Source organism: Paraburkholderia acidisoli, assembly GCF_009789675.1.
Classification (GTDB): domain Bacteria; phylum Pseudomonadota; class Gammaproteobacteria; order Burkholderiales; family Burkholderiaceae; genus Paraburkholderia; species Paraburkholderia acidisoli.
The window spans coordinates 732,785-755,826 of record NZ_CP046916.1 but is presented as its reverse complement, the minus strand read 5'-3'; the positions used below and the strand labels follow the sequence as shown (position 1 = coordinate 755,826).

24 protein-coding genes are annotated in these 23,042 nt (G+C 64.5%); 15 read left to right on the top strand and 9 right to left on the bottom strand.

What is annotated here, in order from left to right:
* Window positions 1-195: 195 nt before the first annotated feature.
* On the top strand, window positions 196-645 hold the full coding sequence (locus tag FAZ98_RS32305; protein WP_158957830.1) for a YMGG-like glycine zipper-containing protein: 450 nt from the start codon (window positions 196-198) through the stop codon (window positions 643-645).
* Window position 646: 1 nt separating this feature from the next.
* Here the strand turns inward: FAZ98_RS32305 and FAZ98_RS32300 are convergent, their stop codons facing one another.
* Window positions 647-1,105, bottom strand: a complete 459-nt coding sequence (locus FAZ98_RS32300) for a PACE efflux transporter (RefSeq protein ID WP_158957828.1) — start codon at window positions 1,103-1,105, stop codon at window positions 647-649.
* A gap of 100 nt (window positions 1,106-1,205) precedes the next feature.
* A complete protein-coding gene (nfsB, locus tag FAZ98_RS32295) occupies window positions 1,206-1,856 on the bottom strand; it encodes an oxygen-insensitive NAD(P)H nitroreductase (protein ID WP_158957826.1) in 651 nt (216 codons plus the stop codon).
* Window positions 1,857-2,065: 209 nt separating this feature from the next.
* Between nfsB and FAZ98_RS32290 the strand changes: the two genes are divergently transcribed.
* The 4 genes from FAZ98_RS32290 (at window position 2,066) to FAZ98_RS32275 (ending at window position 4,682) form a co-directional block, all read left to right on the top strand.
* Window positions 2,066-2,485 carry a secondary thiamine-phosphate synthase enzyme YjbQ gene (locus tag FAZ98_RS32290; protein WP_158957824.1) on the top strand — a complete coding sequence of 140 codons (420 nt, stop codon included), beginning with the start codon at window positions 2,066-2,068 and terminating at the stop codon, window positions 2,483-2,485.
* A gap of 157 nt (window positions 2,486-2,642) precedes the next feature.
* Window positions 2,643-3,350 (top strand): dienelactone hydrolase family protein, encoded by a 708-nt coding sequence (locus FAZ98_RS32285; protein ID WP_158957822.1) that lies wholly within the window; start codon window positions 2,643-2,645, stop codon window positions 3,348-3,350.
* Window positions 3,351-3,420: 70 nt separating this feature from the next.
* On the top strand, window positions 3,421-3,732 hold the full coding sequence (locus FAZ98_RS32280) for a cupin domain-containing protein (protein ID WP_158957820.1): 312 nt from the start codon (window positions 3,421-3,423) through the stop codon (window positions 3,730-3,732).
* A gap of 245 nt (window positions 3,733-3,977) precedes the next feature.
* A complete protein-coding gene (locus FAZ98_RS32275) occupies window positions 3,978-4,682 on the top strand; it encodes a glutathione S-transferase N-terminal domain-containing protein (RefSeq protein ID WP_158957818.1) in 705 nt (234 codons plus the stop codon).
* Window positions 4,683-4,765: 83 nt separating this feature from the next.
* Here the strand turns inward: FAZ98_RS32275 and FAZ98_RS32270 are convergent, their stop codons facing one another.
* Window positions 4,766-5,539: an SDR family oxidoreductase gene (locus FAZ98_RS32270; RefSeq protein ID WP_158957816.1), complete on the bottom strand. Its 774-nt coding sequence runs from the start codon at window positions 5,537-5,539 to the stop codon at window positions 4,766-4,768.
* A gap of 160 nt (window positions 5,540-5,699) precedes the next feature.
* On the opposite strand from FAZ98_RS32270, the gene FAZ98_RS32265 reads away from it, so the two are divergent.
* On the top strand, window positions 5,700-5,957 hold the full coding sequence (locus FAZ98_RS32265; RefSeq protein WP_158957814.1) for a hypothetical protein: 258 nt from the start codon (window positions 5,700-5,702) through the stop codon (window positions 5,955-5,957).
* A 100-nt stretch (window positions 5,958-6,057) separates the two neighbouring features.
* Here FAZ98_RS32265 and FAZ98_RS32260 read toward each other — a convergent pair whose 3' ends face one another.
* A complete protein-coding gene (locus FAZ98_RS32260) occupies window positions 6,058-7,137 on the bottom strand; it encodes a tartrate dehydrogenase (protein ID WP_158957812.1) in 1,080 nt (359 codons plus the stop codon).
* An 82-nt stretch (window positions 7,138-7,219) separates the two neighbouring features.
* Window positions 7,220-7,645 (bottom strand): cupin domain-containing protein, encoded by a 426-nt coding sequence (locus tag FAZ98_RS32255; RefSeq protein WP_158957810.1) that lies wholly within the window; start codon window positions 7,643-7,645, stop codon window positions 7,220-7,222.
* Window positions 7,646-7,788: 143 nt separating this feature from the next.
* On the opposite strand from FAZ98_RS32255, the gene FAZ98_RS32250 reads away from it, so the two are divergent.
* Window positions 7,789-8,625 (top strand): LysR family transcriptional regulator, encoded by an 837-nt coding sequence (locus tag FAZ98_RS32250; protein WP_158957808.1) that lies wholly within the window; start codon window positions 7,789-7,791, stop codon window positions 8,623-8,625.
* 24 nt (window positions 8,626-8,649) lie between these two features.
* Here FAZ98_RS32250 and FAZ98_RS32245 read toward each other — a convergent pair whose 3' ends face one another.
* Window positions 8,650-9,084 (bottom strand): phosphate-starvation-inducible protein PsiE, encoded by a 435-nt coding sequence (locus FAZ98_RS32245; RefSeq protein WP_158957806.1) that lies wholly within the window; start codon window positions 9,082-9,084, stop codon window positions 8,650-8,652.
* Window positions 9,085-9,262: 178 nt separating this feature from the next.
* Here FAZ98_RS32245 and FAZ98_RS32240 point away from each other — a divergent pair, with 178 nt between their 5' ends.
* Window positions 9,263-9,655: a hypothetical protein gene (locus tag FAZ98_RS32240; protein ID WP_158957804.1), complete on the top strand. Its 393-nt coding sequence runs from the start codon at window positions 9,263-9,265 to the stop codon at window positions 9,653-9,655.
* A 79-nt stretch (window positions 9,656-9,734) separates the two neighbouring features.
* Here the strand turns inward: FAZ98_RS32240 and FAZ98_RS32235 are convergent, their stop codons facing one another.
* Together FAZ98_RS32235 and shiA are read right to left on the bottom strand one after the other, a co-directional pair.
* Window positions 9,735-10,373, bottom strand: coding sequence for an FMN-binding negative transcriptional regulator (locus tag FAZ98_RS32235; RefSeq protein ID WP_158957802.1), 639 nt, complete (start codon window positions 10,371-10,373; stop codon window positions 9,735-9,737).
* Window positions 10,374-10,534: 161 nt separating this feature from the next.
* Window positions 10,535-11,866 (bottom strand): shikimate transporter, encoded by a 1,332-nt coding sequence (gene shiA / locus FAZ98_RS32230; protein ID WP_158957800.1) that lies wholly within the window; start codon window positions 11,864-11,866, stop codon window positions 10,535-10,537.
* A 399-nt stretch (window positions 11,867-12,265) separates the two neighbouring features.
* Here shiA and FAZ98_RS32225 point away from each other — a divergent pair, with 399 nt between their 5' ends.
* Both FAZ98_RS32225 and FAZ98_RS32220 read left to right on the top strand, forming a co-directional pair.
* Window positions 12,266-13,441: a 4-hydroxyphenylpyruvate dioxygenase family protein gene (locus FAZ98_RS32225; RefSeq protein WP_158957798.1), complete on the top strand. Its 1,176-nt coding sequence runs from the start codon at window positions 12,266-12,268 to the stop codon at window positions 13,439-13,441.
* Window positions 13,442-13,474: 33 nt separating this feature from the next.
* On the top strand, window positions 13,475-14,245 hold the full coding sequence (locus FAZ98_RS32220) for an IclR family transcriptional regulator domain-containing protein (protein WP_158957796.1): 771 nt from the start codon (window positions 13,475-13,477) through the stop codon (window positions 14,243-14,245).
* 118 nt (window positions 14,246-14,363) lie between these two features.
* Here FAZ98_RS32220 and FAZ98_RS32215 read toward each other — a convergent pair whose 3' ends face one another.
* A complete protein-coding gene (locus tag FAZ98_RS32215) occupies window positions 14,364-15,287 on the bottom strand; it encodes a hypothetical protein (protein WP_158957794.1) in 924 nt (307 codons plus the stop codon).
* 136 nt (window positions 15,288-15,423) lie between these two features.
* Here FAZ98_RS32215 and FAZ98_RS32210 point away from each other — a divergent pair, with 136 nt between their 5' ends.
* The 5 genes from FAZ98_RS32210 (at window position 15,424) to tagF (ending at window position 23,040) form a co-directional block, all read left to right on the top strand.
* The gene (locus FAZ98_RS32210) at window positions 15,424-16,281 is read left to right on the top strand and encodes a M15 family metallopeptidase (protein WP_158957792.1); all 858 of its coding nucleotides are present in this window, start codon (window positions 15,424-15,426) and stop codon (window positions 16,279-16,281) included.
* Window positions 16,282-16,330: 49 nt separating this feature from the next.
* A complete protein-coding gene (locus FAZ98_RS32205; protein WP_158957790.1) occupies window positions 16,331-16,594 on the top strand; it encodes a PAAR domain-containing protein in 264 nt (87 codons plus the stop codon).
* Between the two features lie 74 nt (window positions 16,595-16,668).
* A complete protein-coding gene (locus FAZ98_RS32200; RefSeq protein WP_158957788.1) occupies window positions 16,669-18,153 on the top strand; it encodes a hypothetical protein in 1,485 nt (494 codons plus the stop codon).
* Window positions 18,154-18,160: 7 nt separating this feature from the next.
* Window positions 18,161-22,033 carry a type VI secretion system membrane subunit TssM gene (tssM, locus tag FAZ98_RS32195; protein ID WP_158957786.1) on the top strand — a complete coding sequence of 1,291 codons (3,873 nt, stop codon included), beginning with the start codon at window positions 18,161-18,163 and terminating at the stop codon, window positions 22,031-22,033.
* A complete protein-coding gene (tagF, locus tag FAZ98_RS32190; protein ID WP_158957784.1) occupies window positions 22,030-23,040 on the top strand; it encodes a type VI secretion system-associated protein TagF in 1,011 nt (336 codons plus the stop codon). Before tssM ends, tagF begins: the two co-directional genes overlap by 4 nt.
* Window positions 23,041-23,042 lie beyond the last annotated feature (2 nt).

The following is a 23,042-nucleotide window of genomic DNA, read 5'->3' as shown; positions in this document are numbered from 1 at the left end:
GCACCGCGCTGCGCATCCGCGAACGGACACCCGAATCCATCGACTATGCTGAAGCGTCAGCTTGCCGCTTTCGCACGCGCATTCCTCGCCTCTCGCCCCAGGCGGCACGCCACGCCATGAAATCAAACATGCTGCCGCGTCACGCGTGCGCAGCGCGTTACGCCGCGCAATACACTCGATAACGAGGAGTCCTTCATGAAGCGTCTCTCCGCATGCCTGCTGCTGGGCGCATGCTCACTCGCCTTCGCGCAGAAACCCGCCATTTATCCCGCGCACGGCCAGAGCCCGCAGTTGCAGCAGCAAGACGATGCCGCCTGTTACGCATGGGCGAAGCAGAACACGGGCGTCGATCCCGTTGCGGCTTCGCAGGCACCGCCGCCGCAAGGCGGCCCCACGGGCGCGCGCGTGGGCGGTGCGGCGCGCGGTGCGGCGGCGGGCGCGATCATCGGCGATGTGAGCGGCAACGACGCGGGGCACGGCGCGGCTGTTGGTGCGACGGCGGGTGCGCTCGCGGGCGGCGTGCGCGCGCGGCGCGAACACGCGGCGCAGGCCCAGGCATCGCAACAGGCGCAAAGCGCCGCGATGAGCACCTACTGGCGTTCGTACGGCGCGTGCATGCAGGGGCGCGGCTACAGCGTGCAGTAACTTACGCGTGAGGTTGCCGGTCAGTGGCGGGAGTGTCGAGCGGCAGGGCCGAGGCCGGCAAACCGAACACGGTATCGAAAATGAGGTTGTACACGTAGGCGTACACGAGAAAAAACACCGAAAGGCCGACGTCCATCAAGAACGCTTCGACGAGCGGCACGTGCAGCGTGAGCGCGATCATCGGCACGAGAAAGACGATCAGCCCGCCCTCGAAGCCCACCGCATGCGCGATGCGCCGCGCGGTGCCGCGGCCACGCTTCGTCTGGCGCGCTTCCCAGCGCTCGAACAGCGCGTTGAACACGACATTCCACACCACCGCGATCAGCGAAGAGAAAATCGCCGCCGCGCCCGCGCGGTCCATGCCGCTGCCCGAAAGCGAGGCGAAACTCGTGCCCGTGATGAGAATGGCGATCGTCTCGAACAACGTGACATAGACGATCCGGCGCTTGATCCCTTGCATCGCTCACCGCCTTACGTGGCGGCCGCACGAGGCGCCGCTGTTTCTTTGCGGAGGTTGCGCGCGCAACCGGATGCGGTCGCGCGCGTATGGCTCGAACCGCTCAGCCGAGGTCCGTGAACACCGTGGCGGCCGGCAGACGCGACTTCGGCAGCTTCGCGTTGAAGTCGTCGGCGCTGTGGTAGCCGAGCGCGACCACGGCGAGCGCCGTCAAGCCCTGCTCGCGCAGACCGAGTTCGGCGTCGAGCGCCTTCGCGTCGAAACCTTCCATCGGGCACGCGTCGATCTCGAGCGTGGCCGCGCCGATCAGCAAGGTGCCGAGCGCGAGATACGCCTGCTTCTCCATCCACGCATTCAGCGCGTTGCGCTCGCGGTTGAGATTCACGTAGAACGCGCGCGTTTTTTCCTGGCCCGCCTTCGCCTCGGCATTCGCGAAGCGGCCGTCGGTCTCTTCCTGCGCGAGCACTTGCGCGAGGTGCGCGTCGTCCATGTCGGTGCGAACGCACAGCACCATCACGTGCGAAGCGCGCGTGACTTTCGGCTCGTTATAGGCGTAGCCGTCCATACCCTTGACGATGCGCGCGCGGGCCGCGTCGCTCTCCGCCACCACGAAATGCCACGGCTGCGAGTTCACCGAAGACGGGCTGAAGCGCACCAGTTCCTTGAGTTCCTCGATGACGGCGGCGGGAATCTTGCGGCTGGCGTCGAATGCCTTGGTGGAATGGCGTGCTTTCGCGAAGCGGGAGAGATTCAAGAGCGGGCTCCTTCGAATGAGGGTGGGCCGATACCGGTGCGTCCGGTTCGGCGGTAACATGCGGTGCGCCGGTTTTCGCGGAACAGGAACCCTGCCCGCGCCGGCAAGCCCGACATCGTACCAGCATGCGGCACGCCGCGTGCGGCCTCGCTACGACAGGCTGACCGCCTCAGACTGACTCCATTCCGCGCCGCCACGGAGAACCGATCATGCGCCAGGCCATCCACCATCTGAGTGTGAAAACGCGCACGCGCGGGCTCACCGAAATCAGCCGCGAAGTGCGCGCGTTCGTGCGCGAGCAAGGCATCGACATGGGACTGTTGACGCTGTTCTGCTGCCACACGTCGGCGTCGCTGCTGATCCAGGAGAACGCCGACGCTTCGGTGCGCCGCGACCTCGAACGCTATTTCGAAGCGCTCGCGCCCGAAGATCCGCAACGCTACGAGCACGACACCGAAGGCCCCGACGACATGCCCGCGCATCTGCGCACGGCCCTCACGCACACGCAATTGTCGATTCCCGTCGAGCACGGCGAACCGGTGCTGGGCACGTGGCAAGGCATCTACGTGTTCGAGCATCGTCGCGTGGCGCATACGCGCGACGTGGTGCTGCATCTGATCGGCGCATGATGTCGGCACCCCGGATTGGCAAATCCGGTCGACAAATCAGCGCATTCCGATCGGGCCGATACACGCAGATCGCACGCGTAAGCGCTATGCTACGGCTTTCACGCGCGGCGTAATTCCGCCTGACGTGCCACCGAATCCCACTCACGAGGAACGCTCCATGACCCAGTCCGCCGGCACCATGATTTCCTTCAACCGCCCCGACGGCCAGTCGCTGCAAGGCTATCTCGCCAAACCGGCGCAGACGGAAGGCGCGCCCGCCATCGTCGTGATCCAGGAATGGTGGGGCTTGAACGACCAGATTCGTGGCGTGGCCGACCGTCTCGCGCAAGCCGGCTACTACGCGCTCGTGCCCGACCTCTACCGCGGCAAGAGCACGGTCGAGGAAGAAGAAGCGCATCACCTGATGGACGCCCTGAATTTCGGCGACGCCGCTTCGCAGGACATTCACGGCGCCGTCACCTACCTCAAGACGCTCACCTCGCGTGTGGGCGTGACGGGCTACTGCATGGGCGGCGCGCTCACGCTGCTGGCCGCGAGCATGGTGCCGGGCATCGACTCCGCCGTGGTCTGGTACGGGTTCCCGCCGCTCGAGTACATCGACGCGAGCAAGATCACCGCGCCGGTGCTCGGCCACTTCGCCACGCAGGACGCGGCGTTCAATATCGAAACCGTGGCCACGCTCGAACAGAAGCTGCGCGACGCCAACGTGAACGTGGAGTTCCACCGCTATCTCGCGCATCACGCGTTCGCGAACGAAACGGCCGTGGGCCCGGGCCGCATCGCCATCACGCAATACGACCCGGTGTGGGCACAGCTTGCGTGGGACCGCTCGCTGACCTTCTGGGCCCGGACGATGTGGAAGTAAGGTCGAGGCAAGGCGCCGCGGTCTTTCGTGCTCGCGTGCCGGGCGCCACACCTGCTCACCGGTATCTCGCATGAAAGTCATTCGCCCCAAAACGTTTACGGCCGCGCGCGCCTGGGGCGCGCTCGACATCGCCAATCTGAACGGCACGACGGTGCGCCTGCACTGGACCGACCAGCCGTACCGTTGGCACGTCAACGACGGCGAAGAAGTGTTCGCGGTGCTCGACGGCACCGTCGACATGCACTACCGCGAGGCGGGCGAGGAACACATTGCCGTGCTCGAAACCGGCGACGTGTTTTTCGCGAACGTGGGTTGCGAGCACGTCGCGCATCCCCGTGGCGAAGCGCGCATTCTCGTGATCGAGCGCGAAGGCAGCGTTTGATCCGCCGCATGCGCTCCTGACGCGGCCTGCGCGGGCCGACGGGCGGCCCCAGCTGCGTGGCCCCACCTGCGCGGCCCGACCTCGGCGGCCCCACCTGCGCGGCCCGACCTGGGCAGCCCGACCTCCCGCACGCGCTGCGCCCGTTTCCACTACACTGGGCGGCCTGAACGCACCCGCGCTCTGCTCTCGCCCCTCCATTCGATAACACGCGCCACTCGCGCGCGGCGCAAGCCCGAGGACCTGCCATGACCGACCTTTCCGCATTCCCTATCAGCCAGAAGTGGCCCGCGCAGCACCCCGAGCGCATTCAGCTGTATTCGCTGCCCACGCCCAACGGCGTCAAGGTGTCGATCATGCTGGAAGAAACCGGCCTCGCCTACGAACCGCATCTGGTGCGCTTCGACACGAACGACCAGCTCACGCCCGAGTTCCTCTCGCTCAATCCCAACAACAAGATTCCCGCGATTCTCGACCCCAACGGTCCCGGCGGTCAGCCGCTGCCGCTGTTCGAATCAGGCGCGATTCTGATCTATCTCGCCGACAAGTGCGGCCAACTGCTCGCACGCGACGGCGCGGCACGTTACGAAACCATCCAGTGGGTGATGTTCCAGATGGGCGGCGTGGGCCCGATGTTCGGTCAACTCGGCTTCTTCCACAAATTCGCGGGCAAGGACTACGAAGACAAGCGTCCGCGCGATCGTTACGTGGCGGAAACGAAGCGTCTGCTGCACGTGCTCGATCAGCGCCTCGACGGCCGCCAGTGGATCATGGGCGACGATTACACCATTGCCGATATCGCCACGTTCCCGTGGGTGCGCAATCTCGTGGGTTTCTACGAAGCGGCCGATATCGTGGGCTTCGGCGACTTCAAGCACGTCGCGCGTGCGCTCGATGCGTTCGTCGCGCGACCGGCCGTCGAACGCGGCTTGAACATTCCGCCGCGGCCGTGATTCGTGAACGCACGGCCGTGTCGAATTCGTTCGGATTCCAGATCATTCACATTGGCCGCGCGTTCATCGACTGATTTCACGGCTTATTTCGTAGTGTAGCCACCATTGATGAGAATGGTTTGCCCCGTGATCCACCAGCCGTCGCTCACGAGATGGCGAATGAACGGCACGACGTCGTGAATATCGGTGAGTCCTGTTTTGGAAAACGCCGACAGGGCCGCCGCCGTGCGGTGATATTCCACGGCGTCCTGCCCTTCGGCGGGATAAAAGAACGGCGTGTCCATTGGCCCTGGCCCCACGGCCGTGACTGAAATACCGCGCGCGCCATACTCCTTGGCAGCCGCCCGCGTGTAGTGCTCGACCGGCGCCTTCGTACCCGCATAGGCCGCGTAATACGGCGTGAACGCGCCCAGCAGCGAAGTGACGAGCGTGACGATCTTGCCGTTGTCATTCACGTGCCGGCCGGCCTCGCGCAAAAAGAAAAAAGCGGTCTTGGCATTGACCGCCGACATTTGGTCGTATTCCGCCTCCGTGATTTCCACGAACGGTTTCTTCAGCACTTTGCCGACCGTGTTGATGGCGATATCGGGGCGCCCGATTGCCGCCGCCGTATCGGCAAACAGCTTTTCCATTGCACCGGCCGAGGTGAGGTCGGCCTGAAATGCCGCCGCCTTCGCGCCCGCATCCTGGATCGCCGCGACCGTTTCTTCGGCGGCCGCCTGCGTGGCGGCGCTGTTGTAGTGAATCGCCACGGCTTTCGCGCCGTGTACGGCGAGATCCCGCGCGATCAGGCCGCCCAGATTCTTCGCGCCGCCCGCAATCAATACCGTCTTTCCTTCGATACCGTGATCGGCCATGATCGTCTCTCCGCTGCGAAGGCCGCCCCTGCGGCCTTACCTCGATCGATCATAGTCGCGCGCGGAAAATCGCCATGTTCGCGTGGCCAACGGTTTTGGGGCGCCATCGCAAACGGGCTCGCGCCCGGAACGTTCGTGCAAATTTCGGTAAACTAACTTGATGGACACCTGCCGTTATTGCGGAAAATTGCGCGACGAATGGGATTGCCACGGCGACGAATGCCGCCGCGCGATCGCGCAGGCGCTGAACCGCCAGCGCAAAGGCTTGCCGATGGTCGCGAACGTGATTCGCAACGAGATCCCCGCTCATGCCACCACGGGCCAGATCATCACCGTGCTGTCGCGCCAGCGCATGCGCGCGCGCCGCGGCAACGAAGAACGCCGCGAGCGCAAGGAACTGGGCATCGACGGCGAATGAGTCGGGCAGATTCACTGCCATTGAATCTGCCCGTTGAATTTACCGCCCAATGCGCTTCAAGCGCGCTTTAAAGCGCGTTTGAAGGCCGCTTTAATTCGATTTACAGCGCGGCCGCCACGGCTTTACCCAATACCTGCGTACTCGCATTGCCGCCCATGTCCGGCGTACGCGGTCCTTCCACGAGCACCGTTTCGATGGCCTGCATGATGGCATCGTGCGCGGCTTGATACGCAGCATCGCCGTTGCCGAGAAAATCGAGCATCATCGCGCCCGACCAGATCATGGCGATGGGATTGGCGATCTGCTTGCCAAAAATATCGGGCGCGGACCCGTGCACCGGCTCGAACAGCGAAGGAAACCTGCGCTCCGGATTCAGGTTCGCCGAAGCCGCCAGACCGATCGTGCCCGTGCAGGCCGGACCGAGGTCGGAAAGAATATCGCCGAACAGGTTCGACGCAACCACCACGTCGAAGCGATCCGGTTGCAGCACGAAGCGCGCGCACAGAATGTCGATATGCTGCTTGTCCCACTTCACCTCGGGATACGACCGGGCCATCTCGGCCACGCGCTCGTCCCAGTACGGCATGCTGATCGAGATACCGTTCGATTTTGTGGCCGCCGTGAGTTGCTTGCGCTTGCGCTGATTCGCGAGATCGAAGGCATATTGCAGAATGCGATCCACGCCCTGACGCGTGAACACCGACTCCTGCAACACGAATTCGCGCTCGGTGCCTTCGAACATCTTGCCGCCCACCGAAGAATATTCGCCTTCGGTGTTCTCGCGCACCACGAGAAAGTCGATATCGCCCGGTTTGCGGTTGGCGAGCGGGCACGGCACGCCCGGCAGCAGGCGCACGGGACGCAGATTCACGTATTGGTCGAATTCGCGGCGGAATTTGAGCAGCGAACCCCACAGTGAAATATGGTCGGGGACTTTCTCGGGCCAACCCACTGCGCCAAAGTAGATCGCGTCGAAGCCCTTGAGCGTGGCGAACCAGTCGTCCGGCATCATCTTGCCGTGCTGCAAATAATAGTCGCAGCTGGCCCAGTCGAAATGCGTGAATTCGATCTTCAGGCCGAACTTCGCGGCAGCGGCTTCGACCACGCGCACGCCCTCGGGCATCACTTCCTGGCCAATGCCGTCACCGGCAATGGCGGCGACCTTGAATGTCTTGCTCATGTCTCGTTCTCCGTTCGCGTCGTGGGCATGTCATGCACCAACGAAAAGTGCATGATCGCACGGCAGCACGAGACATGCCGTTTCACAGGCCGGCAATCACCTGCCGGTGCCGCGCGCAGAGTTCGCGCACCGCGCCCGCATCGTGCGGCACGGGCAATGCGGCCATCGCCCGAAAGAAAGCGTCATGCCCCGCGGGCGCGCTGACGAGCAGGAGTCGCGCCTCCACCTCGCCCGCGACGAAACCGTGCAGATCGCCGCGCGCCACCGCAATGGCGTCGCCGGGCCGCATCTCGAGCGCCGCGTCGGCGAGATGAAATGTGAGCTGGCCTTCGAGCAGCACGAAGGTCTTGTCCTCGTCGAGCGAGCGATGCGCGGGCGCGCCGCCGCCGTTCGCGATCGACATCTCCATGATCGTGCACAGCGATTGTGTGGCGACGCCCGCTATCACGCGCGTGCGCATGCCCGCGAATTCCAGCGTTTCATTTGATTCGATACGGCCTGTGTGCATGGCGATTTCCATTGGCAGAGAAGAAGGAACGAGGAGACTGCCCTCGTTCCTCAGTCTGCCTGCCCATGCTTTGAGCGATAAGCCCGCTAGAATGGCGAGTCCCGCCAGCAAGCTGGACAATGCGCGCAACGACTCACGCCACTATGGACATCAACGGTTGTCTCGCCTTCGTCGCCGTCGTGGAGGAAGGCTCCTTCGCCGCCGCCGGACGCGCACTCGACTTGCCGCGCTCGACCGTGAGCGCACGCGTCGCCGCACTCGAAGCCCGCCTGGGCGTGCGCCTGTTGCGCAGGACAACGCGCAGCGTGGCCCTCACTGCCGACGGCGAAGCGTGGTACGCGAGCGTCGCCGAAGCCATCCGCACGCTGCGCGAAGCCGAACGCACCGGCATCGCGCGCGGGTCGGCGCTCGCGGGCTCGATACGCCTGAGCGTGCCGCTCGATTTTCCCGCCGACGTGCTCGGCGAGGCCATCGCGCGCTTCGTGGCGGCGCACCCACTCGTCAACATCGACGTGCATGCGGGCAACGAAGTGGTCGATTTCGTGGCAGGCAATGTCGATCTCGCCGTGCGCGGCCGCCAGCCCGGCGGCAACGACGCCGTGGCGCGCCGCATTGCGTCGTTTCGCTTTGCGGCATTCGCGAGCGCGAAATGGCTCGAGGCGCATTCCGCACCGCACGCCGAACCGGCGCTCGCCTTCAGCACGGGCTTTGCCGATGGCGCACGCACGGCCAAAGCGCGCGTGCGGGCCAATACCTTCGCGTTACTCAAGGCGCTCGCCCTGCGCGGCGCGGGCGTGGCCGTGCTACCCGCGCATGTGGGCGCGCCGCATGTGGAGCGCGGCGAACTCGTGGAAGTCGCGCTGCCGGACGGTGTGGAGCCGCAAGCGGATTTATATCTGGTCTATCCTTCGCGGCGCGACATGAGCGCGCGGGTGCGCGCTTTCGCCGATGCCTTGTGCGCCGCGCTAGCCGCACCGTAATCCGCCAACACTCAGGATGGCGAACTATTTAACCTCTTCGATCCTGGACTGCACCGAGTCGCTCGGATACTTGTACTGGCCGTAACGGATCATCAGCACGCCCAGCGCGATCAGCACGATGGCCCCCGCGCTCGCGAGCAGATGCAACTCGGAATTCATGCCGGCGCGCAGGATCAGATCCCGCGCGATCGAGACCATGGCGATATAGAGCGGAAAGCGCACCGGCAATTGACCGGCCTTCAGGTACTGGCCGACCATCGCGAACACTTCCAGATACAGGAACATCAGCAGCAGATCGGTCAGTGAAACGCCATCGGAATTGATCATGCGCCAGATCAGATGCACCATGGCCGCCACGGTGCCAATGCCGATGATGAACAGCCCGAACAGCTCGGCGAGTTCCATCGCCCGCTCGAGATGCCCCTTGATCGCCTTTTGCAAGGCGTTCTCGTATTTCATGTTCCTCGAATCCTTTAAAAATGACCGCTGGATTGAGGCATCGTAACGCGAGAACGTGAATTTAAAAAATAGTGATTGCGTGTACACTGCGCAGCACGAATCCCGGTGCCACGTGATGGGACATCGCGCACGGGCGTTCGATTCGAAGCTTTCAGATTCACACGATTTTGCCGCCATCATGACCCGACAGCTCGACGCCCAGTCTTTACTCGAACTCGCACAAGCGGCCGAAGCGCGGATCGTGCCCGACTGCAGTTGCACGAAGGCCTCGCTCGAAGGCTGGCAATCGCAGCCGCTCTCGCTCGACGAAACGCGGCTCGTGCAGGTCGGCACGCTGCTGAACCCCGAACTGGCCGAACCCACTTACAGCGAGTATTTGCCCGAAGGCACGAACTACTGGTCTGCCGAAGCGCCCGTGGCGCCATACTTCTTTCCGTACAATCGCTGCGACGTGTGGCAATGCAGCGCGTGCAACCGGCTTTATCTGCGCTATACGGAAGGCGGCGGCTATTTCGTGGACCGCCGCATTCGCGCGCTGCACGCGCGCCTGATTACCGACGTCAGCGAATGAGCGTTGAAAGCCGGTTTAAAGCGCGCGTGAAGCGACTTTAACGCCGGCTCAAGGCCGATTTAACACGCTTTGCAACGGCTCATTCCGCTTTGCTGGCCAGATGCGCCAGCATGGCCTCGCCGATCGGCGCTTCGCCGCGTTCGACCAGCGCCTCGCCGGCACCGCGAATGTCGCGCGCTTCCTTGTTCTGTCCCAGCTTGCTCTTGCCGACGAGACGCGTGATTTCGATCTCGATGCCGACGATCGCCTTCAGCATGGCATCCAGATAATCGGGCGGCGCGTCGCCCATCTTCCACGGCTGCGGCAGCGCGGCTTCATGCGTGCGCGTGAGGCGGCTCACCACGCCGCGCACGTAGCGCTCGTCGTCGCGTATCGTCACGCGCCCGTGTGCATGCACGACGATGTAATTCCACGTGGGCACCTGCTTGTGCGCCTCGTGCTTGCTCGGGTACCAGTTCGGCGAAATATAGGCGTCGCCGGCGCGGAAGATCGCCAGCACCTCGTCGCCATTCGCCACGTCCTGCCAGACCGGATTCGCCCGCGCCACGTGCGCGCGCAGCACGCCGTGCTCGCCTTCGTCGGCGAACAGCTCGAACGGAATGTGATTCGCGTCGAGGCCGCTCGCGCCGTGCGTGACGAGCGTGCCGAACGGATGTTGAACGATGTGCGCGTGCAGGACTTCCTTGCGCGCTTCGACGAATTGGGCGGGGACGTACATGAGCGTTCCAGTGCAACCGGGGTCACGAAAACCGCTATTCTGGCGCGAAACGCTGCGAATCCCTAGAGCCAGCAGCGGCCAATTTCATGAGACCACCCATGCACAACGGCGCCCGAAGGCGCCGCGTGACTCGCACCCGGTTACGGAGATGAAACGAGGCGTTAGCGCGTCTTCATCTTCCACGCCACGATGACGGAAATCAGGCAGCCCAGCGCGAGATAACCCGCCACCGGATACCACGAACCCCCCGCCAGATTCACCAGCCCCACCGCGATGAACGGCGTGAAGCCGCCGCCAACCACGCTGGCGACCTGATACCCCACGCCCGCGCCGCTGTAGCGGTATTCCGTGCCGAAGAGTTGCGTGAACATCGGTTGCTGCACGCTCACGCACATATCGTGCGCGACGTTGGCGAGCATCACCGCGAACACCACGATCCACACGGTCGAACGCGCGTCGAGCGCGAGGAAGAACGGCACCGCCGACAAGGTACCGATGATCGCGCCCGTCATGTACACCTGGCGGCGGCCGAAGCGGTCGGCGGCCATGGCGAAGAGCGGAATTGTCACGATACTCACCGCGCCCACCAGCAAGCCGATGTTCAGGAAGAACTGGCGCGACATATGAAGATTCGAGGTGGAATAGCTGAGCGCAAAAGCCGTGACGATATACATCGTGAACAACTCGGCGAGGCGCATGGCGATGATGAGCAGAAACGCCTTCGGATTCTGGCGCAGCGCTTCGACGATGGGCAAGCGCACCTTCTGGGTGGACTTCTCGACCTTTTCGACGAACTCCTGCGACTCGTCCATGCTCGACCGCACCCACAAGCCGATGCCCACGAGCACCACGCTGAAAATGAACGGCACACGCCAGCCCCACGACTTGAACGCGTCGTTGTCGAGCGTGGACGTGAGAATCGACACGAGGCCCGTAGCAAGGATCAGACCCACGCCATAGCCCACCTGCACGCCGCTGCTGTAGAACGCCTTCCTCTTCTCAGGCGCGCTTTCCACGGCCATGAGCGCCGCGCCGCCCCATTCGCCGCCCACGGCGAAACCCTGAATCGCACGCAGCAACACGAGCAGCACCGGCGCCCACCAGCCGATCGAAGCGAAGGTCGGCAGCAAGCCGATCAATGCGGTGGACAGTCCCATCATCATGACGGTGAGCACGAGCATGCGCTTGCGGCCCAGACGGTCGCCGTAATGACCGAAGATAAAGCCGCCCAGCGGACGGAACAGAAAGCCCACGCCGAACGTGGCGAAGGCCGCGAGCGTGCCCATGGCGGGACTGATCTTCGGGAAGAACTCGCTGTTGAAAATCAGGGCGGCGACGATGCCGTACAGCAGGAAGTCGTACCAGTCGACCACGGCGCCGACGAAGCTGCCAATGGCGGCCTTGCGTGCGCGGCTTTTCTGGGCGCTGGATTCAATCTTTGAATCGGCGGAAGGCGCGCCCTGCGATTCGGAGGAATGGAGTGCGAAGGTCATAGCGTGTCTCGAAGATTGTTGTAATCCAGAGGAAAAAGGATTGCGCGACGGTGCGACAAGAATAGGCAAAGCGCATTGAGCTAGCAACGGTTCATCGAACGTCGCCGTGCGATAATCGAACGCATTGGTGCGATTATCGGTCATTTTCCGGGTTTGCACCGATCCCTTAATGGGCGAAACGGTGGTTCGAACGGCTTTAGCGGCCCGCTTGCCTCCGCCGAGAAGCGCTTGTTAGACTGCGCGCAATCCCGCCGGGCCGAAGCCTCAACCCGGCCATTGACGCCGGCCTTTAAAAGCCCGTTTAAAGCGCGCGTTAAATGCGCGATTCAACGCAAGAGTCGAGCGCAAGAGTCAACGCAAGAATCAAGCGCACGCCAAAGCCTCTGTGGAACGCCACTCATGACCGACACGCCGTTCGACCCCAATCCGCTGGGCATTCGCGGCCTCGACTTCGTGGAATTCGCGACGCCCGACCCCGAGGCGCTCGCGCGCCTGTTCACGGCTATCGGCTTTCGCGCGCTCGCGCGACATCGCAGCAAGGCCGTCACGCTGTACCGGCAAGGCGACATCAATTTCCTCATCAATGCGGAGCCCGACACCTTCGCGAGCCGCTTCGCCGACGTCAACGGGCTGGGCGTCGTGGCCATCGGCATGCGGGTGGCGCATGCGAAGCAGGCGTATTCGCGCGCCATTCAATGGGGCGCCTGGCGTTTCGATCACGAACAGATCGGCCCGCACGAATTGCGCATTCCCGCCATTCAAGGCATTGGCCATTCGCTGATTTATTTCGTCGAGCATTGGCGCGGGAAAACCGGCACGAACGAATCGGGCGTGGAACCGCGCATGCAACCGAGTGGCGAGTCGGTATTCGATGTCGATTTCCTGCCGCAGCCCGGCATTGACGATGTGCAAGCCGAGCCGGAAGGCTGCGGCCTTAAAACCATCGATCATTTCACGCAAGTGGTGAGTCGCGGCACGCTCGCCGAATGGAAGGACTTTTATCGCAGCGTGCTGCATTTTTCCGAATTGCCCGAAGCGCATGCGAACTGGCATGTCTCGCAAGCGTCGAGCGTGATTGTCTCGCCGGGCAATCTCATTCGCATTCCCGTGTACGAGGAAGGCGCGCCGCGCACGGCCGTGATGCATCGCTACCTGCACGAGCATGCCACCGACGGCGTGCAACATGTTGCGCTCGCCACCCACGACATCTTCGCCACGGTCGACCTCATTCGCCGCGAAGGACTCGAATTCGTGCAGCCGCCCGCCGGGTATTACGCGCAACTCGACGCGCGCCTGCCCGGTCACGGCCTCGACGTCGCGGCACTGCAGCAGCGCCATATTCTCGTCGATGGCGACACGAGCCAGCCCGGCGCGCCGCGTTTGCTGCTGCAAACATTCGTGCGGCGCGGGCTCGGCGAAATGGCGCTCGAAATCATCGAGCGACGCGGCGATACGGGCTTCGGCGAGGGCAATCTCGTCGCGCTCGAACAGGCGCGTGTTGCGGAACATTCCATTGGGCACGCCACGCAACCCGCGGCGCAAGCCCCCGTGCAAAATCCCGCGCAAAAAAACTAGGCGTCTCGCACGTCAATCAACGGAATTCGACCTATGGATCGTCCGCCACTCGACCGGCGCGACTGGATTGCGGGCCTCGAGAAAGGCCTCGCGATACTCGAAGCGTTCGACAGCGAGCACGCGCGCATGACGCCCTCCGAAGCCGCCGCGCGCACGGGTCTCACGCGCACCGCCGCGCGCCGTTATCTGCTCACGCTCGCGCATCTCGGCTATCTCCACGGCGACGGCAAGCAGTTCAGTCTCACGCCGCGCGTGCTGCGCGTGGGTTGGTCGTATTTCGATTCCGCGCGCCTGCCCAAACTCGTGCAGCCGTATTTGCAGCAATTGAGCGCGCGCATCAACGAGGCGGTTTATATCAGCGTGCTCGACGACTGGGAGCTCGTCTTCATCGCGCGTAACAGCACCTCGCGCGTGATGACCACGGGCTTCGTGCTGGGTGCGCGCGTGCCCGCGCCGCTCACCTCGCCTGGCGTGGTGCTGCTCGCGCACTGGCCCGATCAGGAAGCCGTGCGCGAATGGCTCGACGCCACCGACCTGCATCCGTTCACGCCGCATACGCTCACGAGCAAGCCGCGCGTGCTGGAGTCGCTGCAAACGGCGCGCGCGCACGGTTATGCCATCGTCGAACAGCAATTGCAGTCGGGTGTGCGCGGGCTCGCGGTGCCGGTGAAGAATCGCCACGGCGAAGTCGTGGCGGCGCTCAGCACGAATATGCCTATCGGCAAGGAGTCGGCGGACAAGGCGCTGCAACGCGTGCTGGCGCCGTTGCAGGAAACCGCGCTCTCACTGCTGAACGTGGTGTGAACGCACGTTCGGCGAGCGCTGCCCGCGCGCGTGCAATGCATGGAATTATCGTCAGGATAACCAGGTAGTCACCGCAAGAAAAACCGGCGCGCGCACGACGCGCCGGTTTTGCAGGACTTCAGTGCTCGGTGTTCGCCTTCGCGGCGGCCGGGCAGGCCGCGTCCTTGCCCCAATGGCCGTCACAAACGCGCCAGCGGCACAGTTGCTCTTCGAAGAAGCCGCGTTGTCCGCACGCCTTGATCTGCTGCGCGAGCGAAGCGCTGGCCGCGACCGTTTTCGCAGGCCGCGCGTCGGCCTTGCCGTCCGAAGGCTTGGTGCGCGCGACGAGCACCGCGAGCAGGTCGGCGTCTGAATCGTCCTTCGTTCCCGCGCGATGCGCCTCGCGTTTCTTCGCCTGCGCGACCGCCGCCGCGTGATGCGCCTTCTTCGCTTCGGCCCTGGCGTCGCTCTTCGTTTCGTGGTGCGATGCGGCCTTCGCCTCGGCCTCTTTATGACTGGCCGATGTCGCCGCCGTAGAGGAAGCCGTCGACGCCGTCACGGGCGCCGAACTCGCCGCCGCGACATTCGCATCGTCCTTCGCGCCATCGGACAACGCGCGCGACAGGCGGTTGTCGTCACCCGCCGACGATGCTGCCGCGGCTGGCCTCGCCGTATCGGCATCGTCGTCGTTGACGATGGTGGCGGTTTGCGGCGCAGCGGCAGGCACGCTCGCCGCCGCCACGACCGCGGGCTTCGTTGCGGGGTTGTCGGCGGCCGCGGGCTGCGTACTACGCGTGGCGCTCGCGCCAGTGCCGCGTTCGTACACGTGCCACGCACCGAACCCGCCCACGGCGAGCAGGCAGAGCGCGAGCAGCGCAACGGCCTTGCCGGAACGGCCTGTGGCGCGCGGTGGCGCGGCGGGCGGCACGACGCGGCCCTCGAGGTTCGCGAGGATGCGCGAGCCGTTCGCGGGCGCGGCAGCGGTCTTGCCCGCCGCGGGTGCGGGGGCGTCGCCTAATAGGCTGGGTGCAGCTTTGGGAGTCGGGGTATCCGGCGCACTCATTCACTGTCTCATTCGAATCGTGCTCATTGAATCGGGCTGAATTCACCGTAATAATACGGAGCGGCCCGTCTTCGGGCAGGCCTGATTCTAAAATCAAGCTTTACAAAAAACAATTGCCTACGTCGCGGGTTTCCATTTGTTCGCCATTGCTCTCGTCGCCTGGTTCGCCATTGTCGTATCGTTAGCCGCGCTATTGCTGTTGCCGGCCGTGCGCACAACGGTATTCAGCGCGCTATTCGATCTGCATAGTCTCGTCATGCGTCGCGCCACGGCAAGCGCTACACACGCGCGCAGTCATTTTTTTAAATCGGCAAAAAATTCCCAATCAAGAATTGCCGATATGAAAAATATACTGATTAAGCGGCGCTTGCTGATTTTCATTACCGCATGTATTCTTGCGACGCCGCCGCTGATTGCCATTACGTTGCGCGGTCATCAGTTATTTCAATACGATGACACGGCCCGCGTACCGGACGAGAAAATCGCCGCGCTTTTGAATGGCGAACAGCTCGTGCCGCCGCCGCCACTGCCTCCGGAGGTGTTTGCCACGAGGGAAGTGGAGCAGATTCGGCCCGCGTTGCGAGACGCGAGCCGCGACTGGAATTTGCTCGATGCCGATTTCCGCACGCGATTGCTGCTCGTCTACAAAATTATGCGCGAGCAATACGGCTATGAAATGGCTTTACTGGAGGGTTATCGAAGCCCGGAAAGACAAAACCGGCTTGCGCAAATGGGCGGCAATGTCACGAATGCCGCGGCGTTCCAGAGCTATCACCAATACGGACTCGCGGCGGATAACGCATTTTTGCGCGACGGCAAGCTCGTCATTTCAGAAAAAGATCCTTGGGCAATGCGCGGCTATCAGCTATACGGTCAAGTGGCCGAGCAGGTAGGGCTGACCTGGGGCGGTCGATGGAAATTGATGGATCTGGGTCACGTCGAATATCACAAACCCGGTTTCGTCCTCGGTCGCGCGCCGAAGAATGGCCAATGAGGACAATTGAGGCCAATGCGCGTGCGACGAAAAAGATAAAGGGGGTTATATGGGGCGTTCATTCATTTTGCTTGGCGACAAGACCGATCATGGCGGCACTGTCATTACCGCTTCCGGTCATGCGCAAACGGGTGGCCGCAACATCGCGTGCGTTGGCGACAAGGTGAAATGCCCGCGTCACAAGGACGACGAAACCATCGTGACCGGCGACGCCTCCCTTCTGATCGACGGCAAGCCCGTGGCCCGCGACGGCGACAAGACCTCGTGCGGCGCGACGCTGATCGCCTCGCAGTCCTCCTCGCACGTCGGCTGATCATGCTGGCCCGTCCCAGCCCGGCCGGCCGGGCTCGCCTCGTCTTGCGCGCGCTCGCGCGGGGCGCCTGAATCATGTTGCGCACGCTCTTCCAACGCGCCCTGCTCGGCTTCGCGATCGTCGCGCTCATCTGGCTCGCGGTGTTCGTCTGGTGGCACGAGACGAACCGCATGCCGACGTCGCGCGACATCGTCGCTTATCTATTCGCATTGCCCATTGGGCTGATCGTCGCGTATGCGCTCATGCGGCGCGCGATCGACGGCATTCGCACCGCCGCGGCGCCGCTGCCCGCGAGCCGCAACCCCGAAGCCAACGTGGCCGCGACCGCAGCGAAGGCGCAAGCCGCCACGCCGCCCGCGCGCCTGCAACGCGCGAGCGTCCTGCACACGAGCGTGCGCGCCGCGCCCGGCAACGACGCTGCCGTGCTACTCGCGGCGCTGAGCGAAGGCGCACGCGCGCCGCTCGACACGACGCTTGCGGACAGCGCGGGCTTTCCCGTGTTCGCCGCGCGCGTGAAAAGCGTGGACGACTCGCGCCTCGACACACTGCGCGCCGCGTGGAAGGCGAGCGGCGCCACGGTCGAACCGAACCCCGACGAGCAACGCGCCATCGCCTTGCTCGAAGACACCGTGCTCGACGCGCTCGAACCCGTCGCCGCCAGCTTGCCCGGCCACGCCCCTGCGAACGCGAATCTCCGCGTACGGCTCGACGCCATCGTGCCGCGCGACTGGAACGCCGCGCTCGATGCACCGCTCGCGCAGTATCTGCGAGACAGCGCGACGGCATTCGAGACCCGCCTTCAACTCGACGTGACGCCCGTGCGCGACGCCGCGCCCGGCACGGCATTCACGCAACTCGATCTCGCCATCACCGCGCTCGATCACGCGCAACGCGACGCGGGCGTCACGGGCTGGCACATCGTGGCCGCCACGCATAGCGCATTGAGCGAGGCAGCCATCATGCGCGCCGATCTGGCCGAACGGCTCTACACCTCGCGCCGCCAGCACGGCGAAATCGCGGGCGAAGCCGCCGCCGCCATCGTGCTGCGCGGTGCGCCCGCTCGCGACGACGCGAACATGGCGAGCGATCACGGCGCCGCGCCCGCGCCGCTCGCGCTCATTACCTGTTCCGCCACCAGCACGCAAGCGCTCGGCGTCTGCATCGCACCCGCGCTGGCCAATGCGCAAGCGGCGGCGGACACCATCGGCACGATCGTCGCCGATAGCGGCACGCAGTCCGACCACGCCGTCGAACTCGCACGCGGCGCGGGCGAGCACTTCCCGAAACTCGAACCGCTCGCGGACACCCTCGCGCTCGACGTCGCGTGCGGCGCGAATGGCGCGGCCAACGCGCTGCTCGCCGTCGCGCTCGCGGCGCAGCGTGTGAAGGACACCGAACGCGCGGCACTCGCCGCCACCTTCGCCTCGACCTTCGCCGACACGCCCACGCGCGCGGCGCTCGTCATGACGCCGCCGACGCCAGCAACGACGCCAGAAGCGGCGCAGCAAGCCGCGGCAGCCCCCGACACCTCACACAGCACACTCAGCACCAGGACTTGACCGGCATATGCAACGCATCCTCAACGTGTTGACTCACACGCGCACGCTCTCCGTCATCGGCGTGATCGCGCTCGCCGCCGTGCTGTTCATTGCCGCCGACTCCTTGCAGATCGGGCTCATCTGGGCCGCGATCGTACTCGGTGCGCTGCTCGCGATCTGGCTCGTCGTGTGGCTCGTGCGCCGCGCGCGCGTGCATCGCGCGAACCGCAAGCTCGGCGACATGCTCGAACAGCAGGCGCAAGTCGAAAGCGCCACGGCCGCGCCCGCGAAGCAGGCGGAACTGGACGTGCTGCGCACGCGCCTCGTGGAAGCGGTCAAGACCATCAAGACCTCGAAGATCGGCCAGATGTCGGGCGGCTCGGCGCTATACGAACTGCCGTGGTACATCGTCATCGGCAATCCGGCCGCGGGCAAGAGCAGCGCCGTGCTCAATTCGGGCCTGCAATTTCCGTTTGCGGAGAAGCACGAAGCCGTGGTGCACGGCATCGGCGGCACGCGCAACTGCGACTGGTTCTTCACGACCGAGGGCATTCTGCTCGATACGGCGGGCCGCTATTCGGTGCACGAGGAAGATCGCAGCGAATGGCTCGGCTTTCTCGGCCTGCTCAAGCGTTTTCGCCCGAAGGCGCCGATCAACGGCATCATCGTGACGGCCAGCATTGCCGAACTCACCGGCAATCGCCCCGAATTCGCCATCAATCTCGCGAAGAACCTGCGCCAGCGCGTGCAGGAACTCACGGAAAAGCTCGAAGTCTTCGCGCCGGTCTACGTGATGTTCACGAAGGCCGACCTCATTACCGGCTTCACCGAATTCTTCAGCGGCAGCGAGCGCCAGGAGTACGACCGTGTGTGGGGCGCCACCCTGCCCTACGAGCCCGACGAGAAGCGCGATATCGTCGCGCTGTTCGACGAGCGCTTCGAAGAGCTGTACGAAGGTTTGAAAGAGATCAGCATTGCGCAGATGTCGATCGGTCGCGGCAAGAGTCTCTCGCCGGGCCAACTGAGTTTCCCGCTCGAATTCTCGACGATCAAGCCCGCGTTGCGCGCCTTCCTCGCCACGCTGTTCGAAAACAACCCGTTCCAGTACAAGCCCATTTTCCGCGGCTTCTATTTCACGAGCGCATTGCAGGAAGGCGAAACCAATAGCGCGGCCGCGCAGCGCATCGCCAACCGCTTCGATCTCAGCGCCGAGAATCTGCCCAAGCCGCATAGCGCGTTTTCGAAGAACGGCTTCTTCCTGCGCGACCTGTTTTCGAAGGTGATTTTTGCCGATCGGCAGACGGTGCGGCAATTCGCGAGTCCCGCGAAAACCCGCCTGCGTTATGCCACGTTCTTCGGTTTCGTGGCCGTGCTCGCGCTCGCGCTGGGCGGCTGGGCGTGGTCCACGATCGGCAACCAGCAACTGGTCGCGAACGTGCAGGCCGATCTCGACAACGTGCAGCGCCTCCAGCAGAACCGCAACGACCTGCAATCGCGTTTGCAGGCCATGGACATTCTCGAAGACCGCATCGAGCAGCTCGAACAGTTCCGCCGCAGCCGTCCGCTCGCGGTCTCGCTCGGGCTGTATCAGGGCGATCGTCTCGAAGCGCATCTGCTGCAGGAGTACTACGGCGGCGTGCGGCAGATCATGCTCACGCCGGTCTCGCAAAATCTCGCCTCGTTCCTCAAGGAAGTCGACGCGCATCCCGATCAGCTCGCCCCGCTTTCGCACCCGCCCGAGTCGGGCGCGGTGCCGGTCTCGGCGCACGCGGCGATGTCGAACACGAGCCAGGGCGGCCTCTATAGCGACGCCTCGCCCACCAGCGTCGAAGACGCGTACAACGCGCTCAAGACCTACCTGATGCTCTCCGACAAGCGTCACGTGGAAACCGCGCATCTGACCGATCAGATCGCGCGCTTCTGGCGCGGCTGGCTCGAAACGAATCGCGGCAACATGCCGCGCGGCGACATGATCAAGAGCGCCGAACGCATGATCACGTTCTATCTCTCGCGCGTGAACGACGACGACTGGCCGATGATCGACGAGAATCTCGCGCTCGTCGACCAGACCCGCGAAAACCTGCGTCACGTGGTGCGCGGCATGCCGGCGCGCCAGCGCGTGTACGAAGAGATCAAGGCGCGCGCCTCCACGCGTTTCGCGCCGATGACGGTGGCACGCATCGTCGGCGATGCGAACACCTCGCTGGTCGCGGGCAGCTACGCGATTCCGGGCACCTTCACGCGCGAAGCGTGGTTCCAGTACGTGCAGCCCGCGATTCGCGACGCAGCGACGAAGGAACTGCAGGCGAAGGACTGGGTGCTCAACACCTCGGCGCAAGACGATCTCACGCTCGAAGGCAGCCCCGAGCAGATCCAGAAGGCACTCGTCTCGATGTACAAGACCGAGTACGCGCAGAACTGGCAGAAGTTCATGCAGGGCATTGCCGTGCAGGACTTCGGCACGTTCGGTCAGGCCGTGGATGCGATGAACCGGCTCGGCGACCCGCAGGATTCGCCCATCCGCAAGGTGCTCGAAACCGCTTACGACCAGACTTCCTGGGACAACCCCTCGCTCGTGAACGCGGGGCTGAAGCGCGCGCAAAGCGGCGTGACGGGCTGGTTCAAGCAGTGGTTCTCGCGGGCCTCGAACAGCGTGACGCGCGGCAACGCAGGCGACCTCGCGGCCAACGTCGACATCAACGGCAATCCGGTCGAACTGCCGACGGGCCCGATCGGCCAGGCGTTCGCAGGTCTCGGCCGCATGGTGGTGACGCACGACAACGGCTCGCTGCTCGCCGGCTATATGGATTCGCTCTCGAAGGTGCGCACGCGTTTGAACACGATCAAGAACCAGGGCGATCCGGGACCCGGCGCGCGCCAGCTCATGCAGCAAACGCTGGACGGCAACGGTTCCGAGTTGTCGGACTCGCTCAAATTCGTCGACGAACAGATGCTCACGGGCCTCACCGATCCGCAGAAGAAGGCGCTGCGTCCGTTGCTCGTGCGCCCGCTCATGCAGGCGTACGCGGTGGTGATCCAGCCCGCCAGCGTGGAAGTGAACAAGGTGTGGAATGCGCAGGTGTACCAGCCGTTCCAGGCGTCGCTCGCGAACAAGTATCCGTTCTCCGGCAACGCGAAGGTCGAAGCGGGCGCGAGCGAGATCGGCCAGATGTTCGGCCCGGACGGCGCGATCTCGAAGTTCGTCAGCACCACGCTCGGACCGCTCGCGGTACGCCGCGGCGACACGTTGAGCGCGCGCACCTGGGGCGACATGGGGCTCTCGCTCACGCCGGACTTCACCAACGGCTTCGGCCGCTGGGTGGCGCCGCTCGCAGGTGGCGCGGCGGGCGCGGGTGCAGGCGGCGCGAGCGAACCGCAGACCGTGTTCCAGATCCTGCCGCAGCCGTCGAGCGGCACGACCGAGTACACGATCGCTATCGACGGCCAGCAGATGCGTTACCGCAACACGCCGCCACAGTGGACCAACTTCGTGTGGCCGAATCCGTCGGGCTCGCCGGGCGCGACGCTCACGGCGACCACCTTCGACGGCCGCACGATCCAGTTCGTGAACGAGCCGGGCCGCTTCGGTCTGGAGAAGCTCATCAACTCCGCGCAGCGCACGCGCCACCCGGACGGCACGTTCGATCTTTCGTGGACGCAGGGCAACGTGACGGTCTCGGTCAGCATGCGCATCATCAGCACCTCGCAGCCCACGGCCGCGAACGGCGACGCTCCGCAGCAGCAAGGCTTGCGCGGCGTGCAGCTGCCTTCGTCGATCGCGAGTCTCGGCGCGGCGAACCCTGCGGCGTCCGCGTCGGCCGCAAGCGCGGCGCCGGCCAGCGCGCAACCCGCCGCCATGGCGGCGGCGCCCACGTCCCAACAAGGAGGAGACGCGCAATGACGCAGTCCGTTCAGGCGCAGATCGCGTATTTCGGCAAGATTCCGTCGCGCGGCGACTTCGTCAAGAGTGCGCACAATCCGCAGTTGCTGCAAACGCTCGACCGCTGGATCGCCCAGGCGATGGAACTGCTCGCCGACGACCCGCGCTGGAAGATCGTCTACGAAGAAGCGCAGCCGATGCACTTCGCGTTTCTCGGCTCGCAGAGCAAGCTCGCGATTGCCGGTCACATGGTGGCGAGCCACGACCAGTCTTCGCGGCGCTTTCCGTTTCTCGCGGCCACCGCGCTCGAAGTCGAGCAGCCGCTCGCGTTTCTCGCGCGCAGCCCGCTCGCGTTCGCGCGGCTCTGGTCGCGCGCGGCTTCGCAGATGCAGCCGCTGCTCGCTTCGACGGAACCTTCGGGTGCCTTGCACGCGCTCGGCGAAACCCATGTGAGCGTGGACGTGGGCGGCGCGGGCAATTCGCACGACGGCACCTTCAACGACTTCATCGAGCACCAGACGCTTTCCGGTCTCGAACAGATGCTGCTCGCGAGCGGCCACCCCGTGCGCCTGCGCGGCGCGATGCTCGCGCTCGGCTCGCTGCTGCGGCCGGTGATGACGAGCGGATCCTCGCATCTCGAACGCGGGCTCACGCTGCCGCTGCCGACCGACCCGTTCTATCGCAGCCTCGTGGCGGCCTTCTGGCTCGAACTGATCGCGCCGTTCGTTTCGAAGGCCGATTTCGAGCTGGCCATTTTCATCGGCACGATCGCGCAGCGCGAGCGGCTGATCGTCGGGTTCAACGGCGCCTCGGCGAAAACGCTGCATAGCGTCGTCGATCCGCAAACCTACGCCGCTCACAACATCGACATCGACGATCCCGAGTGGGTCAACGACCACGCACAAAGCGACCATGGCATCAGCAAACTCGTCAGCTACCTCGATCAGCCGCAATTGTCGTTGCGGCAAGCGATCGACACCTTCCTCGAAGCATTCGTCGGGGAGGCGAATCATGCGCGGCGGGCGTAAGT

Excerpts from the sequence above, each read along its gene's own strand:
- FAZ98_RS32215 (WP_158957794.1), bottom strand. The coding sequence starts at position 15,287 with ATGAGTGCGCCGGATACCCCGACTCCCAAAGCTGCACCCAGCCTATTA.
- FAZ98_RS32255 (WP_158957810.1), bottom strand. The coding sequence starts at position 7,645 with ATGCACACAGGCCGTATCGAATCAAATGAAACGCTGGAATTCGCGGGC.
- FAZ98_RS32265 (WP_158957814.1), top strand. The coding sequence starts at position 5,700 with ATGGACACCTGCCGTTATTGCGGAAAATTGCGCGACGAATGGGATTGC.
- FAZ98_RS32290 (WP_158957824.1), top strand. The coding sequence starts at position 2,066 with ATGCGCCAGGCCATCCACCATCTGAGTGTGAAAACGCGCACGCGCGGG.
- FAZ98_RS32280 (WP_158957820.1), top strand. The coding sequence starts at position 3,421 with ATGAAAGTCATTCGCCCCAAAACGTTTACGGCCGCGCGCGCCTGGGGC.
- FAZ98_RS32305 (WP_158957830.1), top strand. The coding sequence starts at position 196 with ATGAAGCGTCTCTCCGCATGCCTGCTGCTGGGCGCATGCTCACTCGCC.
- FAZ98_RS32200 (WP_158957788.1), top strand. The coding sequence starts at position 16,669 with ATGTTGCGCACGCTCTTCCAACGCGCCCTGCTCGGCTTCGCGATCGTC.
- FAZ98_RS32260 (WP_158957812.1), bottom strand. The coding sequence starts at position 7,137 with ATGAGCAAGACATTCAAGGTCGCCGCCATTGCCGGTGACGGCATTGGC.
- FAZ98_RS32240 (WP_158957804.1), top strand. The coding sequence starts at position 9,263 with ATGACCCGACAGCTCGACGCCCAGTCTTTACTCGAACTCGCACAAGCG.
- FAZ98_RS32220 (WP_158957796.1), top strand. The coding sequence starts at position 13,475 with ATGGATCGTCCGCCACTCGACCGGCGCGACTGGATTGCGGGCCTCGAG.
- FAZ98_RS32245 (WP_158957806.1), bottom strand. The coding sequence starts at position 9,084 with ATGAAATACGAGAACGCCTTGCAAAAGGCGATCAAGGGGCATCTCGAG.
- tssM (WP_158957786.1), top strand. The coding sequence starts at position 18,161 with ATGCAACGCATCCTCAACGTGTTGACTCACACGCGCACGCTCTCCGTC.
- FAZ98_RS32225 (WP_158957798.1), top strand. The coding sequence starts at position 12,266 with ATGACCGACACGCCGTTCGACCCCAATCCGCTGGGCATTCGCGGCCTC.
- FAZ98_RS32285 (WP_158957822.1), top strand. The coding sequence starts at position 2,643 with ATGACCCAGTCCGCCGGCACCATGATTTCCTTCAACCGCCCCGACGGC.
- FAZ98_RS32205 (WP_158957790.1), top strand. The coding sequence starts at position 16,331 with ATGGGGCGTTCATTCATTTTGCTTGGCGACAAGACCGATCATGGCGGC.
- tagF (WP_158957784.1), top strand. The coding sequence starts at position 22,030 with ATGACGCAGTCCGTTCAGGCGCAGATCGCGTATTTCGGCAAGATTCCG.
- FAZ98_RS32235 (WP_158957802.1), bottom strand. The coding sequence starts at position 10,373 with ATGTACGTCCCCGCCCAATTCGTCGAAGCGCGCAAGGAAGTCCTGCAC.
- shiA (WP_158957800.1), bottom strand. The coding sequence starts at position 11,866 with ATGACCTTCGCACTCCATTCCTCCGAATCGCAGGGCGCGCCTTCCGCC.
- FAZ98_RS32300 (WP_158957828.1), bottom strand. The coding sequence starts at position 1,105 with ATGCAAGGGATCAAGCGCCGGATCGTCTATGTCACGTTGTTCGAGACG.
- FAZ98_RS32250 (WP_158957808.1), top strand. The coding sequence starts at position 7,789 with ATGGACATCAACGGTTGTCTCGCCTTCGTCGCCGTCGTGGAGGAAGGC.
- FAZ98_RS32270 (WP_158957816.1), bottom strand. The coding sequence starts at position 5,539 with ATGGCCGATCACGGTATCGAAGGAAAGACGGTATTGATTGCGGGCGGC.
- FAZ98_RS32275 (WP_158957818.1), top strand. The coding sequence starts at position 3,978 with ATGACCGACCTTTCCGCATTCCCTATCAGCCAGAAGTGGCCCGCGCAG.